Origin of the sequence: Paenibacillus sp. PCH8, from assembly GCF_002968835.1 — a bacterium.
In the GTDB taxonomy this organism is placed as follows: Bacteria; Bacillota; Bacilli; order Paenibacillales; family Paenibacillaceae; genus Paenibacillus.
In genome coordinates this window covers 111332-128889 of sequence record NZ_PKQK01000002.1, presented here as the reverse complement: position 1 = coordinate 128889, position 17558 = coordinate 111332, and the positions used below count along the sequence as shown (strand labels likewise).

Here is a 17558-nt window from a genome sequence, read left to right as displayed (position 1 = left end):
TTTGAGAGGAGAATGTTAGATGTCAACCACAACGGAGCAAAATCAAAAAACAATGCCTGCGCAACATCAGGATCAACGTCCGGGAATCGAATCAGAGATGCATCCCAGACCAGAATTTGAGAAGCCGGAATACAAAGCCGCTGGTAAATTGTCGGGTAAAGTTGCGCTCATTACAGGGGGCGATAGCGGGATCGGACGAGCCGTTGCCGTTACGTATGCCAAAGAAGGCGCAGATGTAGCCATTGGATACCTGAGCGAGCATGAAGATGCCAAGGAAACGAAACGTCAGGTTGAGCAGGAAGGACGCAAGTGCATCTTGATTGCCGGTGACATCGGTGACCCTGCCTTTGCCAAGAAAACGGTTCAACAGACGGTAGATGAACTGGGCAAACTGGACATTGTCGTGAATAACGCCGCAGAACAGCATCCACAACAGAATCTGGAGGATATTACACCCGAACAGCTGGAGCGTACTTTCCGTACCAATATATTTGGCATGTTCTATGTGACGCAGGCTGCACTTCCTCATCTGAAGCAAGGCAGTACGATCATTAACACCACTTCGATTACGGCCTATCGGGGCAGCCCCACCTTGCTTGATTATTCGTCAACCAAAGGAGCCATTACTTCATTCACACGCTCCTTGTCGATGAATGTGATTGAGAAAGGGATTCGGGTCAATGCCGTCGCGCCAGGCCCAATCTGGACGCCACTCATTCCATCTACATTTGATGAGAAAAAAGTGAGTGAGTTCGGCGCAACACAGCCGATGAAGCGCCCAGGGCAGCCGGATGAGCTTGCTCCCGCTTATGTATACCTTGCTTCGGATGATTCCTCATATGTGAGCGGACAAGTGATGCATGTGAATGGCGGCGAAGTAGTGAACGGGTGATACGTTAAGAAGTTAGGATCCAGGTTAGGAGAGAATATATATACAAAGGCGTATCGCTTTCGGCATGGCTGAGCGGTGCGCCTTTGTGTATGTGAGTGGAGTAGTAAGTTGAAGATACAGTTTAGCACCTGTTTACAAAAGTCTGTATCTCTGTTGATACATATATGATATTTTATCACTAGCCTTACCAAAAGCCGCTGTAGAGTAGCGCGCTGTAAGCTCTGATTGAAACCATTGGAAGTCCTATGATCTGTGATATGATAGATCGAGCGATTACACTTGGGGAGGAAGCACCCGTGGGGACCGAAGAGAACTGGATTCATTAGCGAGTCCGTAAATATTAATTTGAACATAAAGGAAGAGATAGATGAGACCGTTCCGAATTCGTCTGGCCATCATTATGATGGTGCTGATCGGCGTATCCGTCATTGTGGCTGGATATACGATGGGCAGAGTATTTAAGACCACCCATACTACCGCACTGGAGCAAACGATGGTGCGCGAGATTAATTTGCTCAAAGCAACGTTCCCGTTTCATGATGCAAGTGACCCAACTTCGCCGGAAACACGGAAGTATTATTCAGATCGGGCTCTGGAGTTGGATCGGCTGACCGATTCCCGGGTAACGTTTATTAATAAAGACGGTATGGTCATTGGAGATTCCGAGAGTGATCCGGCGTCGATGGATAATCACTTGAACCGGGAGGAGATTAAGGGTGCCGTTGGAGATGGATACGGGCAGTCTATTCGTTACAGTGAGACGTTGGGACAGGACATGTTATATGTAGCACTTCCTGTGAATTCGGACCAGAGTGATATGATTGAGATGCCGAGCGGCAAATTTGACGGTTATATTCGTCTGTCCATGAGTTTGCAGGCCGTGGATCAGGGACTTCAACGTGGATGGATGATTATGTTCGCTGCACTTGGATTGCTGTTTCTAATTGTGGCGTTGGTTAGCTACCGGGTAGCGCGGGGGTTAACCTCTCCAATTGAGCATATTACGAAAGTAGCCCACCGGATTACCAAACTGGAATACGATGCGAGAGTTGATGTGACGCGCAAGGATGAGATCGGGCAGCTTGGACTTGCGATTAATGGCATGGCAGACAGCCTGCAGTCTCAACTCAAAACAATCCGTGACAATGAAGCGCTGCTGCAGAGTGTCCTGGCGAATATGACCGGAGGTATTGTGATGATTGATGCAGGGCAATCCATTGCACTCGTCAATCGGGAAGCGGAGCGTATGCTGGGTATTCAGGCGGGGAAAGTTACCGGTAAGCCTTATATTGAACTTAAAAGACACTATGAGTTAACTCGTACCATTGAAGAGAGTGTTGCACTTAGAGAACGGATGCATGAAGAAGTAAGTGTGTTCAACCCGGAAGAGAGACTGATTCGTATTGACGGAGTACCGATGTCCGAAGATGATGGCGGATATCGAGGCATGTTATTCCTTTTGCAGGACGTGACAGCGATTCGCAGGTTGGAGTCGATGCGTAGTGAGTTCGTCGCGAATGTCTCTCATGAGCTCAAGACACCTGTTGCTGCGGTGAAAGGGTTTGCCGAAACCTTGCTTAGTGGCGGGGTGCAGGATAAGGAGACAGAGCGTTCATTCCTGAAAATTATCTATGATGAAGGAGACCGGCTTAACCGGTTAATTGGGGATATTCTGGAATTATCCAAAATTGAATCCAAACGTGCGCCGCTGCAATGCTCACCTGTTCACGTGTATTCTTTCTTCGAAATGGTGTTGGGCACCTTGTCCAAAGTAGCGGAGAAAAAACAGATTCGTCTGGAAATGAATGTTCCAGAAGAACTGTACATTGAAGCGGATGAGGATAAGATGAAGCAGATCTTTATCAATCTGTTATCCAACGGTATTAATTATATCTCCGAGGGTGGAAGGGTGAAGTTGACCGTTACGATGGACCCTGACGATGAGGATGAACAAGTCGTATTTGCCGTGTCAGATACGGGGATTGGCATACCCAAGAAAGATTTGCCACGAATCTTTGAACGTTTCTATCGGGTAGACAAAGGCAGATCCCGTAATTCCGGGGGACTGGCCTTGGACTTTCCATCGTTAAGCATCTGGTGGAATTGCATCATGGCAAATTGTCTGTAGAAAGTGAATTGGGTATGGGAACAACGTTCCGCGTTATCCTTCCATTAATACAGGACGAAGAGTTGTAGATTTTTGAGAGCAAAATGTAAAAAGGTTGGTTTGTTTTACACCCCGTTAACAATTAAGTGCTATGATAGAAAAAGTGTTGTGGCAACAGACAACCTATGGAGAGAGAAGGGGTATCATGGCACAGCGTTTGCTAGTTATTGAAGATGAACCTACATTATCGAGATTACTTACGTATAACCTGACACAGGAAGGTTATGACGTTACAGCTGAAGATCACGGATCTACAGGATATGACCTAGCTTTGTCTCAGGACTTTGATCTCATTTTGCTCGATCTGATGCTTCCAGGCATGAATGGTCTGGACATTCTGAGCAAGTTAAGAATTCAGGGTGTCAGTACACCCGTTATCATTCTGACGGCGAAGAACGGTGAAGCTGAGGTTGTACAGGGGCTGAAATCAGGTGCCGATGATTATATTACCAAACCGTTTGGCGTATCTGAGTTACTAGCCAGAGTGGATGCGGTATTGAGACGTTATTCCAATGGTGAAGATCTGCCGCAACCGGAGGACAAGGATGGCTCACGCATTATTTTGGGAGAGCTGGAGATCTATCCTCTGAAGTATGAAGTGACACTGGGTGGACAATCCATCAGCCTGCGTCCCAAAGAGTTCGAAGTACTGTTATATTTGGCGAAGAAGCCGGGTGTGGTGCTGACAAGGGATGATCTGATGAACGCGGTCTGGGGCTTCGACTATATCGGAGGCCAACGAACCGTGGACGTGCATGTCAGTTCATTACGCAAAAAGCTGGAGCTGGATCCCGAATCGGTTCATATTGATTCGATTCGTGGTGTAGGTTATAAACTGGTTGTCAAAAGAAAAACTCCCCATCATTCGAGTTAGCAATGATTGGGGAGTTTTATTTTACGTTCATTTTACATATAGGAAGATGTTTCTTTACGTAAAGGGAGTAGCATGTATCTGTCTGAGTGATACTATATACCTACATAATGAATCTTTAGACGGAGCTAATACGTAAAGGAGATTACGCATTCATGCCTATGTTGCTCGAAGCGAAACCTGTAGTGAAACAAGATGAGGTAGAGGCTATTACTGAAGAACATGTAATTCGTCTGCATGACTATTATCGTCAGGTTCCCGTTGCCAGAATCCATACGACCTGTGGTGAGGCTGCGACGATGCTGAATCAAAATCAGGATTTCCCTTGCATCGTATTGTGTGATGAACAGATGAAACCGATCGGATTATTAATGCGAGAGACGTTATATCGAATGTTAAATGGGCGATTTGCCGCAGATCTATTCTATCGTAAGCCAGTCATGCAAGCAGCGAATAGAGCTCCGGTTATCGTTGATATTCATAGGGAAGCAACAGCGATTATTGATATCGCACTTGGACGGAATGAACATCATTTCTACGATTGTCTGCTCGTTACAGAGAAGGACAGACTGCTTGGTGTGCTTACCATGCGTGATGTAATGTCCCTTTCCCGAAAGCTGCAACAGGCTGCTTCGGCAGAGCGCGAACGCACGGTAACCGAAAGTAGACAGGAGATATCCAGAATCAATGCTGCTGTCACCAGATTGGTTCATGCAGCCAATCAGACAGCACACGAAGCGCGGGAGATCCTGGCATTGTCCAAACGTGGGGAAGACAGTTTGAAGCACGTCGATGCTTCCTATAACCGGGTACATCAGCATATGGAGAGTCAGGGGCAACATGCGGAGCAGATGTTGAATTCGATTAAAACAGGCTCAGGAATGGCACATTCCATCCGATCCCTGGCAGATCAGAGCGGCCTTCTCGCTTTGAATGCCTCTATAGAAGCAGCTCATGCGGGTGAATATGGACGAGGTTTTCAGATCGTTGCAGGCGAGATCCGTGCTCTTGCCAAACAGACTCGTGAAGTCGCAGGGAACATGTCGTCATTGCTTGAAGATATTGGTGGCTTGACCCTTCAGACGGTAGAGCTGGTTAAGGCAAGTGGAGCAGAGATTGACGACAGCTCGGTTCATGTCACCGCTGGAGGAGGCGCATTCCGGCAATTGAACAGTGCAGTGGGAGACCTGTCCCGCATAGCAGAGGAGATTGCTCTGGAAGGCGGGAAAGCTGGAGAAATCGCAGAGCATATTCGGTTGAAGCTGGATGAGATGGTGGCTGATCGAGTTTGATGGCGTCTATTTTACATTCCGTTAACATGAAAGTGATACTGTTTTTACAATGAGAGGGTAGGATATTAAAGATGGCCGAGCAGCTATGACGAATATCAGTAGTATCGGTCTCAACGTAAAGGGAGTTTCATTGTCCCTGCAGCGAAGGAGAAGTGAGCATCTATGAAGGACCTCATTCACATTGAAGGACTTAATTTATACTATGATACGCATCAAGCGCTTAAAAATATATCGATGGATCTGCCGGAAAAAACCGTTACTGCATTCATCGGGCCGTCAGGTTGCGGTAAATCGACATTGCTTCGCACGTTAAACCGCATGAATGACATGATTCCAGGTGTTCGTGTAGAAGGTCAGGTTATGCTGGATGGCTCTGATATCTACAGTAATGAGATTGAAGTGGAGACATTGCGCAAACGGGTTGGCATGGTGTTTCAGCAACCGAATCCTTTCCCGAAATCCATCTATGATAATGTAGCCTATGGACCACGTTTGCATGGGGTATCTCAGAAGGCTGAATTGGATCAGTTGGTCGAACAAAGTCTGGTCCATGCTGCACTGTGGGATGAAGTGAAGGATGTGCTGAAAAAGTCCGCACTTAGTTTGTCCGGTGGACAACAGCAACGTCTCTGTATTGCACGGGCACTGGCTGTTCAGCCTGACGTTCTGCTGATGGATGAAGCAACGTCGGCACTCGACCCGATCTCCACATTGAAGATTGAGGAATTGGTTAAGGAATTGCATCATAAATATACCATCGTGATGGTTACTCACAACATGCACCAGGCGGCGCGGGTATCTGGACGAACTGTATTTTTCCTGAATGGCGAAGTGGTGGAGGCAGCTGATACGGAGACGTTATTCTCCACACCGCAAGATTCCCGGACCGAGGATTATATATCTGGAAGGTTTGGTTAAGCGAGCTGATTGGAACAATCCCGGCATACCGGAGATGATGGATAAGGAGGACATGAAATCTATGATTCGCAGAAAAGAATTTGATCAGGAGCTTGAAGAGCTGCGCACCCTGCTCAAGCAAATGGGTGAACATGTAGGAATGGCACTGGATGGTGCTATCGAGAGTTTACAGACGATGAACGCGGAGAAAGCTCAGGTCATCATCAAAAATGATGCGAATCTGAATGCCCTCGAAGACAAGATTATGGAACTTGGCTCCAAGCTGATCATTACACAACAACCGGTAGCGAAGGATCTCAGACGCATTATCGTTGCATTCAAAATCTCCAGTGATCTGGAGCGTATGGGAGATCTTGCTCTCGACGTGGCGAAGGTCACACTTCGTATGGACGGGCAGAAGTTGATTAAACCACTAGTGGACATCCCGCAAATGGCAGAAATCGTGAAATCCATGATTGATGAATCCATTGAATCTTTCCTGAAAGAAAATACAGACCTGGCCTACAAAATGGCTCAAACGGACGATCAGGTCGACCAGCTGTACAGCCACATGATTAGTGATCTCTACACGTTAATGACAGAGCATCCGAATCAGGCTTCTCAGGCTATGCTGTTGATGATGGTAGGACGATACATTGAACGGATTGGTGATCATGCGACCAACATTGGTGAGAGCACGGTATACCTGGTGACAGGCAAACGTCCAGATCTGAATCAATAGGCTGAGCATGGCTTGGAAATTGGGGAATCAGTGCTTGGCAAGAACGGTATTCATAACGAATGAAGGACTTTCTTTCGGTTGGCCTGTGCACAGGCTGTCTGCGGAGAAGGTTCTTTTTTTTACTATGAAAACAGAATCAAAAAGATGGCTATCTTTTTGATGTGACTGGTGGGTATGGTATCATGAGAGTAGATGTAATTTGAAGAGGTTGACCATATGATACGCGAGGTGCTGGAATGGACAAGTTTATTCTCATAGATGGAAATAGCATTATTTACAGGGCGTTTTTTGCAATGCCGCCTCTGACCAACTCGAAAGGTCTGCATACGAATGCGGTATATGGCTTCACCACCATGTTGCTGAGACTGTTGGAAGAGCATAAGCCTACACATGTCATGGTCGCATTTGATGCAGGCAAAATAACGTTCCGCCACGAAGGGTATCAAGAATACAAAGGCGGTCGGGAGAAGACACCGACAGAGTTGTCGGAACAATTCCCGTTGCTCAAAGAACTGCTGAAAGGGCTTGGTATTGCACAGTTTGAGCTGGCTGGATTTGAAGCGGATGATATCATCGGAACGCTTACCAAACGTGCGGATGAAGCGGGCAGACAGGTGCTCGTTGTATCGGGTGACAAAGATATGCTACAGCTCGCCTCTGAACATGTACATATCGGTCTGACGCGTAAAGGGGTAACCGATATTGAGCTGTATGATCCTGCTCAGATTAAGGAGCGCTATGGTCTGACACCGCTGCAAATCATTGATCTCAAGGGCCTGATGGGCGATGCATCCGATAATATCCCGGGTATTCCCGGGGTTGGGGAGAAAACAGCGTTGAAGCTGCTGCACCAGTTCGGATCAGTAGAAGATGTGCTGAACGGCACAAGTGAGCTTAAAGGCAAAATGAAGGAGAAGATCGAGGCACACGCCGAAGATGCCCGGATGAGCAAACAACTCGCGACGATCCACCGGGAAGTTCCTCTGGAACAGACATGGGAAGATATGCAATTTGCCGGATTAAAAGAAGAAAGCGCAGGCCCTGCACTGGCCAAGCTGGAATTCAAATCCTTGCTCGAACGCTTGTCATTCAGCGGCAGTATCGTCTCTGATCAGGAAGCTGTCCCTGCTGCCGAGGTAGAATCCTCCATTGCAACCGAAGACACGATTAGCGAACTGTTTAGCTCCCTGGATTCTATTGATGTTCTGCATGTGGAGACCCATGGCGATAATCCACATCAGGCGAAGCTGATTGGACTAGCTGTAGGTTCTGCCGGAACATATACATTCCTGTCTCCTGAGTTGCTTCAGTCTGAAGCAGCGGCTCCAGTACGGGCATGGCTTGGTAATTCAGACCAGCCTAAGCGCGGGTATGATCTGCACCGTGTGGATCTGGCCCTTCATGCACACGGCATTGAATTTGCCGGCGCGGCATTTGATGTACAGCTGGCCGCGTATTTGCTTGATCCCACCGAGTCCAATCAGACGATAAGTGGTCTCACGACCAAGTATGGTCTGCCTTCTCTTGTCGAGGATGACACGGTTATGGGCAAAGGGCAAAGTACAAGGTGCCGGAAGTAGAAATATTGAGCGATTTCTTATGCCGGAAAGCTGCTGCCGTGGCAGCCATTATTCCGCTTCAGGAGCAGGCGCTGGAGGGTGACGAGATGAACTCGCTCTTCCACGAACTGGAGATGCCGCTGTCACGCATTCTGGCAGATATGGAGAAGCAGGGGATCAAGGCTAATACAGCGGATCTGCAGGCTCTGGGCAGCGAGTTTGAAGAGAATATCAGCAGGTTAATGGCTGAGATCTACAAGTTGTCAGGTACGGAATTTAATCTGAATTCACCGAAGCAACTGGGTGAGATTTTATTCGATAGATTGGGATTGCCAGTTGTGAAGAAAACAAAAACAGGCTATTCCACAGATGCCGAAGTGTTGGAGAAATTGGCTCCTTATCATGATGTGGTTAAGCATATTCTGCAATATCGTCAACTTGCCAAGCTGCAATCCACTTATGTGGAGGGGCTACTCAAAGAAATTTCCGATCGGGATGGCAAAGTGCATACGTACTATCGGCAGACGATTGCCGCAACGGGAAGACTCAGCAGTCAATTCCCGAACTTGCAGAACATTCCGATTCGGATGGAGGAAGGTCGCAAAATCCGGAAGGTATTTGTTCCTTCCGAGCCTGGATGGTCCATTTTGGCAGCAGACTATTCTCAGATTGAACTGCGTGTATTGGCCCATATTTCGGACGATGAGCGCTTGAAGGAAGCGTTTGTCAATGATATGGACATTCATACGAAGACTGCCTCGGATGTATTTGGGGTGAAGCCTGAGGATGTGGATGGGGATATGCGTCGTTCCGCCAAGGCAGTTAACTTTGGTATCGTGTATGGAATAAGTGATTATGGATTGTCTCAGAATCTTCATATTACGCGTAAAGAAGCTGCACAGTTCATCGATCAGTATTTTGAAGTCTTCCAGGGTGTGCGCCGATATATGGACGACATTGTGAAGGAAGCTCGTCAGGATGGGTACGTTAAAACGTTGTTGGAACGACGTCGCTACCTGCCAGAGATTAATGCCAGCAACTTCAATCTGCGTTCCTTCGCGGAGCGTACGGCGATGAATACACCGATTCAGGGAACAGCGGCAGATATCATCAAGCTGGCCATGGTACAGATGGATGAAGCATTGCGGGAACGCAAGTTAAAGAGTCGTATGTTGCTTCAGGTGCACGATGAACTTGTATTCGAAGTACCTGCCGATGAATTGGAATTGATGAAAGAACTCGTGCCTGCTGTCATGGAAAAAGCATTGGAACTGTCGGTTCCGCTGAAAGCTGAAGTCAGCTTTGGTGATAACTGGTACGAAGCCAAATAGAGCAAGTGCCACGCGCGGTTTTCCGGTATTTTCCAATAGACTCTTTCCATGCATTCGACATCAGAAAAGGGTCCCGCTAAGGGCCATCTTCCGTTATAATATAAGGGAGGTGAGAACAACATGCCGGAATTACCGGAAGTCGAAACAGTCAGAAGAACATTGAATCAGCTTATTGTAGGCAAGACCATTGATCACGTTACCGTTAGCTTGCCGCGGATTATTCAGCGGCCGGACGATATAGATGCATTTGCACTGGAACTCGCGGGACATACCGTCATTGGGGTGGAGCGTCGAGGCAAGTTTTTGCGTATTTTGCTGGACGGTCTGGTGCTTGTCTCCCATCTGCGGATGGAAGGAAGGTACGGGGTGTACGAACAGCACGAAGATGTGGAGAAGCATACACATGTGATCTTCCATTTTAATGACGGAACGGAATTACGTTATAAAGATGTGCGTCAGTTCGGAACAATGCATCTGTTCAATGCAGGCGAAGAACTGGTATCGAAACCATTAATGAAGCTGGGACTGGAGCCGCTGGATGAGGCATTTACAGTGGAAGCGTTTCGCGGAGCTGTTGGGAAGCGTACGACGAAAATCAAGGCTGTATTGTTAAATCAGGCATATGTGGTCGGAATCGGGAATATTTATGTGGACGAGGCTCTATTTCGCGCAGAAATCCATCCCGAGACTATCGCCAAGACCTTGACCGAAGCTCAGCTAACTGTGCTCCATGAAGCCATTGTGGCTACGTTGCAAGATGCGGTGAATGCAGGAGGATCTTCCATTAAATCCTATGTGAATGGACAGGGCGAGATGGGGATGTTCCAGCATCAACTGAAAATTTATGGACGCAAATCAGAGCCTTGTGCAGTATGTGGCACATTAATCGAGAAAAGTGTAGTTGGTGGCCGTGGTACACATTACTGTCCGAAATGCCAACCATTGAGATGAAATAAAGGTAACTGAAATGTGTGAATTTGATCTGAATGTATGAATTTATGAAATCATAGCACCCTTGGATTCCTCTCTCCATATACTGATATGGCAGAAATAAGCGGGCGTATACCCATACTGGCTTTGTCAGTTGGCACGATTACCGCACAGGGGAGGAATCCGGGGTGCTGCATCATTTTATTTCATTGTTGGCGCTTGCTTTGGCGCTTAGTTTAGATGGTTTTGGAGTCGGGATTACATATGGGTTACGGAGGACGAAGATCCCACTGTTATCTATTGCTGTTATTTCGATCTGCTCGGGATTGGTCATTGCCTTGTCGATGCAAGTGGGGTGCTACTGTCCCATGTGGTGTCACCGAACATCGCTTCGATTGTGGGAGCCGTTATTCTAATAGCTATTGGTGCATGGTCGATATTGCAACTTATTCGGAAGCAAGGCAAAGAACGACAGGAATCCGGCGAGGGAATGGGTGAGAGAATAGAAACCACCGTGACCGGGATCGATCAACCTCAGGAGACGCTGTCGAAAGGCAGAAATCAGGTGCTTGCACTAGATCTGGAGCAATCCGCTTCAGGCGGCTCTCTGGAACGAATGGTGTTTACACTGGAACTTCGTAAGCTGGGGGTCGTCATTCAGATCCTTCGCAGTCCCTCCAAGGCAGATATGGATAACTCGGGAAGTATATCTGCCCAGGAAGCGATGTGGCTTGGTATTGCGCTGTCTCTGGATGCGTTCGGAGCAGGTCTGGGAGCGGCACTTCTGGGATTCCCTACGCTATGGACAGCACTCATTATTGCACTGTTTAGTGGAGCATTTCTATCACTCGGCATGAAGGTTGGACTGAGGTTTGCAGCGCAGCGCTGGATGCAGAAGCTGTCTATACTGCCAGCACTATTGTTAATGATTATGGGAATAATGAAGCTGTTATGAGGTGAAACAATGAATATAGGCTTAACCGGCGGGATCGCAACAGGCAAAAGCAGTGTTTCCGCCTATCTCGCCAGTAAGGGAGCGTTGCTCATCGATGCAGACGTTATTGCCCGGGAAGTTATGATGCCCGGGCATCCCGTGTTGGCTGCCGCTACTGAGCGGTTCGGACAAGCCATACTGAATGAAGATGGAACACTGGATCGCAAAAAGCTAGGAAGTATTGTGTTTCAACATCCAGGGGAACGCAAGGCATTGGAGGCCATCACACACCCCGCGATCCGTAAAGAGATGCGTGAACGGGCTGCTGCATATGCATTGGCACACCCGGATAAGCTTGTGGTATCCGACATTCCTCTGTTGTATGAATCGGGTCTGGAAGACGGATTCGAGGAAGTCATGGTTGTATATGTCCCGAGATCCGTGCAACGGGAGCGTTTGATGAGCCGGGATGGAATGACTGCAGCACAGGCTGAGGCTCGGATGGATACACAGATGGATATTGAGCGCAAAAAGCAGCTTGCAGACATTGTCATTGATAACAGCAGCTTGTGGTCCGAGACAGAGCAGCAGATTAACTCATTTCTACAGCGTAAAGGTCTGTTATGAGAATATTACGCAAAAAACGTGTACTGCTGTTGATGTTTGTGTCTTTTGTATTAGTGTTATTTCTAAATACAAACTGGATGGCATGGTTCTATCCGATTCATTATAAGGAAGAGATTCGTATCCAGTCCCAGAGCTACGAGGTTGATCCGTTTCTAATTGCTTCGATTATCAAGGTGGAGACCAATTTCAAGACAAGCAAGGAATCCAAAAGAGGAGCCATTGGGCTTATGCAACTGATGCCTGATACAGCTAAGTGGATACTGGAACAAGCCAAAATTCCGGATACTTCGCTCGAAGAATTGAAGCATGAGCCTGAACGAAATATTCAGTTAGGCACATGGTATCTGCGAAATCTGTCGGATCAGTTCGATGGTAATGAAGCAGCGATGATTGCTGCCTATAATGCAGGTCCGGGCAAAGTTAACAGTTGGCTCCGAGATGGTGTATGGGATGGCTCATTCGATACGGTTAAAGATATTCCGTTCGGTGAGACGCGTCACTATGTACAAAGGGTCATTTACTATTATAATCAATATGTAAAGATCTATAATACGTTCTAAGTGGATATCGTGTTTGTATAGTTCAACATATAAGTAGAAGCACAGAGCAGACCGGTTGTTCACCGGCCGCTCCATGCTCCTCTGTGTAACGTATTACGATGCAGATATTATTGGTATTGACCTGCCAATTGCTGTTCTGCAATTGTTACCAGACGCTTCGTGATGTATCCACCGATCGAACCGTTCTCGTAAGAAGTCATGTTACCTTGGTATCCGTCTTGTGGGATGCTGATTCCGAGTTCTTGAGCAACTTCATATTTCATTTGCTCGAGTGCTGCGGAAGCTTTAGTTACCACCAGGTTGTTGGAGTTACCATTGCTTTGTGCCATTGCTGTTCACCTCCTCGCGGTTGGTAAAAGTATTATGTGTCGCCAATACGATTTTCATTACTAAATCAGTACAGGGAATATGTGGTAAAAAGTAAAACGTGGGAAGTGATCTGATTTGAAGTGTCCTTATTGCGCCTATCTAGGAACCAAGGTGCTTGATTCAAGGCCAGCGAATGAATCCAAGTCGATTCGGCGTCGTCGTGAATGTGAGCAGTGCGCCAAAAGGTTTACAACGTTTGAGATGATTGAAGAAACACCATTGATTGTCATCAAGAAAGATGGCAGTCGGGAAGAGTTTAGTCGGGACAAGATTCTCCGCGGGCTTATCCGTGCCTGTGAGAAACGTCCGGTCTCTGTTGAGACGCTCGAGATGATGGTATCCGAAGTAGAGAAGTCTTTGCGTAATACAGCTGATGCTGAGGTTGAGAGTCGCCAGATTGGTGAGCTATTGATGGAACAGCTGTTTCCAGTCGATGAAGTAGCGTATGTACGCTTTGCTTCCGTATATCGCCAGTTCAAAGACATCAATATGTTCATGAAAGAACTAAAATCCCTGTTGTCCAAAGATGATTTGGAGGATTAGTGAAGTGGGTAAAGGGAGAAGAGCAGTCTGGGGTTCCAGTCCGTGTGTGCCAGTGAAATCGGTTGTTCTTCTCCAATCACTTTGGACCATGAAAAAGTGATTGACAGCGAAAGCTGGATTTTATATGATATAGGAGTCGCCTGTGGAACGTAGCGGTGCTGGACAAGTTATCTTCTTCATATCCTGGGGCCTTAGCTCAGCTGGGAGAGCGCATCGCTGGCAGCGATGAGGTCAGGGGTTCGATCCCCCTAGGCTCCATAACTAAAGAACCCGCTAAACACAAGGATTTCCGAGTGTTTGGCGGGTTTTTGCTATGAGAAAATGATTTGCTTTTATGGTTGTGGTCACACGAATGGTCACAATGAAGTTTTTTTAGTGCTTTTTTTGATTCAGTGACTCCAATGTGGTACATAATATTGTCCAGATATACGTAATACTTTGATGGATTGAAGTCGAACTATTGCTGGGAGCTGAATAAAATATCCCCGTACTGCGAAGCGGTCTGTTTATTAACAGCAGGTAAGACATGAGAGTACGCATCCAACATACTCTCATGTCTCAATGTCCGAGGATTTCTTTTTACAATCTTAGGGTTGATGCTTTGGGCGAGCATGAAAGAGGTGACAATTTGTCTGAAACCAAAAAATTAATGGGCAGAATCTACATTTGAGAAAGAATCATTTTTGTTCTAGCCGGCTTAGAATAATTCATTACTTTTTATTAATCTTAGATAACTCGTCTGTTTAATTTTTACAAACGAAGATAAGTAGTGAAATTAAAAAATTATGCTTTCCAAAAATAACTTTAAGTTGTAAAATGTTACTTGGATTTGTATAAATTTAAAATTATTCATTAGTCATATTAAGGAGGTACGTGAATTGTTTGAATTAGATATTGAAGATAACATAAAATTAACCTTGGAAGTCTCAGAAAGCTATCTTCAAAATATCATTGTTGATCGCTCAAATGTGAAGAATTACAAAATGTTAATTCTTAATTTACACAATGCACTAGAGTTAACGTTTAAATATTTGTTGCAGTCTAGAAATGAGTTTTTGATTTATGAAATGCAGGATAGCAACTCTTACCGAAAGGTTATAAACTCTTATAAAAAAAGAAAACTATATAATGAAAAAATGCCAAAAGGAAAAAACTTACATACTGTTTCCTTTACTAAAGCTTATGAGATACTTGCTTATCTTTATAATGAAGAAAGATTTGATGAGAAATTTATATTTAAATTAATGAGATTGAATACATTACGAAATGGTTTGACTCATTTTACAGCCAAAATAGAATATACTGACATAATAGTTTTATACAGTCTATTTGAGGAATGTGTTAATTTATATAATTCCGAGTTAGATAACGAAAGATATTCATTTGAAAGACTTTTACAGGAAGGTTCCAATAAGTTTTCACCTAATCCAGATTTAGCACATGACTTTTCAAATGCAATAAAGGATATCAAAATAAAGGTGTTGGAAGAACCAATTATTATAGAACTAATTGGTTCGTTAATACAAAAATTGGAGTATGTTAATGGAGACATAAGATTGGATGATTACGAAAGATTAATGAAATTTTTCTATGATAAACAAAGTATGGAAAGTATGAAACGTAAAAAAGTTAAATCTCCCACAAATGATCAAGGTGAAATCTTTGAAGCACTCGGTTACACTTATTTTGAGTCAGAAGAATTTCGTGAGAAAATTAAAAAACAAGATTTAGAGTACAAAGCTAAAATGAGAAGATTAATAGAAAGAATGAATAGAATGAAGTCTATTTACGATGATTTTGATGATGAAAAATCCTCCATTTCATTTGATGAATTTCTCTTGAATTCAATTTTTATTACATTAGAATCAGAATTCATATACAGTAGGACATATTACGATTCTAATGATATGGATTTGATGGATGGACTAAGTTTAACATTGAGCTGTAAAAATCTCATTTTAGATAAATGGAATAATGATAAAGTTAAAATATGTAAAGTGTTTGATTTGTCTGATGAGGAGTACTTTAATTTGTTAGATTTTGAGGGAGACTTCTATTCTAAATCCTATTATGAAGAAGAGACTGATTTTTCGGATGATGAGTTGTAGAAATCATCAATACAAATAGAAATCACAAAATCCTATAAAGGCTATAAAAGCATCTTCAAACATGTTTTGAAGATGTGGTAGCTCAATTCAAATCAATAAGAACTATAGTTGAGCTTATATCAATTGCTCACATTTAATGTTTAAAACTATTTTTGCATAGTATTATAATGAATTTTTCTTAGGTTAACATACTTAAAAACTCGCTAAACACAAGGAGTTGGTATTATCCCCTTCAAGTGACACCTGGAGGGGATATTTTTATGGCCAAAAAAGGACAAACATTTCACACGTATACCGAAGAATTTAAATTGAATGCTGTTAGATCCTATGTCGAAGGTTCTTCAAGTTACAAGGTGGTCGCTGATCGCGAAGGAATTCGAAACTGTTCACAACTGAAGGTGTGGGTAAAAAAATGGAAAAACGGGGAAGCGTTCGATGAGCGAAAAAACAATGTTCCGAATCCACTGAAAGGACGGCCTCGTACTGCCTTTAGCAGTGTAGAAGAAGAACGGGACTACCTTCAAGCACAGGTAGATTATTTAAAAAAGCGGTATCCAAATCTAGTAAAGGAGAAGCACTGAGCCAACGGGAGAACTACGATATCATAGACGAATTGCGCTGCTCGCATGGCATTACACGCCTATTATCGATTACAGGAATCCCCCGTTCCAGTTACTACAAATGGCGAGCAACTCAGCCACAGCGAGACGCAAGACAAGACCGTGAGCGTGAGATCAAAGAACACATGATGGCTATTCATTTTGCAAATCGAGAGTTTGGTTATCCTCGCATGACCACGGCGCTCTGGGAGGCTGGTCTGAACGTTGATCACAAGAAAGTATGGCGAATCATGCGGGAACTATCGATCCAATCGGTCATTCGCAAGAAGCGGAAGAAGTCCAGCTATACGCCATCTGTTATTTATCCGAATCGCCTGAAGCGCAAATTTCATGCCACAGCACCCCAGCAAAAAATGGTGACGGATATTACTTATATTTCGAATGGAAACACATTCGTTTACCTATCTGTGATTCAAGACTTGTTCAACAACGAAATTGTAGCTTGGCAAATATCTAAACGGAACGATGTTCAGCTCGTATTGGATACGGTGGAACAATGGACACAAAAAAGAGACGTTTGGGAAGCCGTGCTCCATTCGGATCAGGGCTTCCAGTACACGTCTCAGGCGTACAACTCACGATTAGAAGCATTCGGCGTCAAAGGCAGCCACTCTCGCAAAGCAACCTGCCTGGATAACGCATGCATCGAATCTTTCTTTTCGCATCTCAAAACAGAGAAGCTGTACCTTAACCAGTGTAATTCAGAAGCCGAGATTCGACAAGCCGTGGAAGATTACATGTACAATTACAACTACCGACGCTTTCAAGCCAAACTCAAACAACGCGCACCGATTGAATATCGATGCGCGCTGGCAGCATAGCTTTTTTTCATCTGCCTACTTGACAGGGGTATGACCAAGTTTCGAGTGTTTAGCGAGTTTTTGTTATGTGCCTCCAACCATATTTCATGGTTGGGGGCACACTAATAATCATAGTGAGGAAGTTTTTGATGATTTTTTTGATTGAGTGAGTCTAATGTGGTACATAGTATTGCCCAGATTTACGAATCAATTTAAATGTTTGAAGTCCAACTATTGGTGAGAGCCAAATAACACATATCCCCCTACTGCGAAGCGGTCTGCTTATGAACGACAGGTAAGACATGAGAGTACATAC

Annotated in this window: 13 protein-coding genes, 1 tRNA gene and 3 pseudogenes; 16 read left to right on the top strand and 1 reads right to left on the bottom strand. The window is 45.0% G+C overall.

Annotation, left to right across the window (positions count from 1 at the left end):
* The first annotated feature begins 19 nt into the window (after positions 1–19).
* The 11 genes and pseudogenes from C0Q44_RS13170 to C0Q44_RS13120 all read left to right on the top strand — a co-directional run bounded on the left by C0Q44_RS13170 (position 20) and on the right by C0Q44_RS13120 (position 12802).
* Entirely contained in the window at positions 20–892 is an 873-nt protein-coding gene (locus C0Q44_RS13170; protein WP_105407789.1) for an SDR family oxidoreductase, read from the top strand.
* Positions 893–1259: 367 nt separating this feature from the next.
* Positions 1260–3088, top strand: a pseudogene (pnpS, locus tag C0Q44_RS13165) (two-component system histidine kinase PnpS).
* A gap of 116 nt (positions 3089–3204) precedes the next feature.
* Positions 3205–3933, top strand: a complete 729-nt coding sequence (locus C0Q44_RS13160) for a response regulator transcription factor (protein ID WP_105407788.1) — start codon at positions 3205–3207, stop codon at positions 3931–3933.
* Positions 3934–4085: 152 nt separating this feature from the next.
* Positions 4086–5222: a methyl-accepting chemotaxis protein gene (locus tag C0Q44_RS13155; RefSeq protein ID WP_105407787.1), complete on the top strand. Its 1137-nt coding sequence runs from the start codon at positions 4086–4088 to the stop codon at positions 5220–5222.
* A gap of 162 nt (positions 5223–5384) precedes the next feature.
* On the top strand, positions 5385–6140 hold the full coding sequence (gene pstB / locus C0Q44_RS13150; RefSeq protein ID WP_105407786.1) for a phosphate ABC transporter ATP-binding protein PstB: 756 nt from the start codon (positions 5385–5387) through the stop codon (positions 6138–6140).
* A 61-nt stretch (positions 6141–6201) separates the two neighbouring features.
* Positions 6202–6861 (top strand): phosphate signaling complex protein PhoU, encoded by a 660-nt coding sequence (gene phoU, locus C0Q44_RS13145; protein WP_105407785.1) that lies wholly within the window; start codon positions 6202–6204, stop codon positions 6859–6861.
* Positions 6862–7097: 236 nt separating this feature from the next.
* Positions 7098–9751, top strand: a pseudogene (gene polA / locus C0Q44_RS13140) (DNA polymerase I).
* 120 nt (positions 9752–9871) lie between these two features.
* Positions 9872–10702 (top strand): DNA-formamidopyrimidine glycosylase, encoded by an 831-nt coding sequence (gene mutM, locus C0Q44_RS13135; RefSeq protein WP_105407784.1) that lies wholly within the window; start codon positions 9872–9874, stop codon positions 10700–10702.
* 167 nt (positions 10703–10869) lie between these two features.
* A pseudogene (locus C0Q44_RS13130) lies at positions 10870–11636 on the top strand (manganese efflux pump).
* Between the two features lie 9 nt (positions 11637–11645).
* On the top strand, positions 11646–12242 hold the full coding sequence (coaE, locus tag C0Q44_RS13125) for a dephospho-CoA kinase (protein WP_105407783.1): 597 nt from the start codon (positions 11646–11648) through the stop codon (positions 12240–12242).
* The gene (locus C0Q44_RS13120; protein ID WP_105407782.1) at positions 12239–12802 is read left to right on the top strand and encodes a lytic transglycosylase domain-containing protein; all 564 of its coding nucleotides are present in this window, start codon (positions 12239–12241) and stop codon (positions 12800–12802) included. Before coaE ends, C0Q44_RS13120 begins: the two co-directional genes overlap by 4 nt.
* 107 nt (positions 12803–12909) lie before the next feature.
* Here the strand turns inward: C0Q44_RS13120 and C0Q44_RS13115 are convergent, their stop codons facing one another.
* A complete protein-coding gene (locus C0Q44_RS13115) occupies positions 12910–13131 on the bottom strand; it encodes an alpha/beta-type small acid-soluble spore protein (protein ID WP_017689472.1) in 222 nt (73 codons plus the stop codon).
* 115 nt (positions 13132–13246) lie between these two features.
* On the opposite strand from C0Q44_RS13115, the gene nrdR reads away from it, so the two are divergent.
* From nrdR to C0Q44_RS13090, 5 genes are all read left to right on the top strand, one after another.
* On the top strand, positions 13247–13714 hold the full coding sequence (nrdR, locus tag C0Q44_RS13110; protein ID WP_105407781.1) for a transcriptional regulator NrdR: 468 nt from the start codon (positions 13247–13249) through the stop codon (positions 13712–13714).
* Positions 13715–13899: 185 nt separating this feature from the next.
* Positions 13900–13972, top strand: a tRNA-Ala gene (locus C0Q44_RS13105).
* A 620-nt stretch (positions 13973–14592) separates the two neighbouring features.
* Positions 14593–15822, top strand: coding sequence for a hypothetical protein (locus tag C0Q44_RS13100; protein ID WP_105407780.1), 1230 nt, complete (start codon positions 14593–14595; stop codon positions 15820–15822).
* A 260-nt stretch (positions 15823–16082) separates the two neighbouring features.
* On the top strand, positions 16083–16403 hold the full coding sequence (locus C0Q44_RS13095) for a transposase (protein ID WP_076319340.1): 321 nt from the start codon (positions 16083–16085) through the stop codon (positions 16401–16403).
* Complete coding sequence (locus tag C0Q44_RS13090; protein WP_146113456.1) at positions 16400–17263, top strand: IS3 family transposase; 864 nt, start codon at positions 16400–16402, stop codon at positions 17261–17263. Before C0Q44_RS13095 ends, C0Q44_RS13090 begins: the two co-directional genes overlap by 4 nt.
* Positions 17264–17558 lie beyond the last annotated feature (295 nt).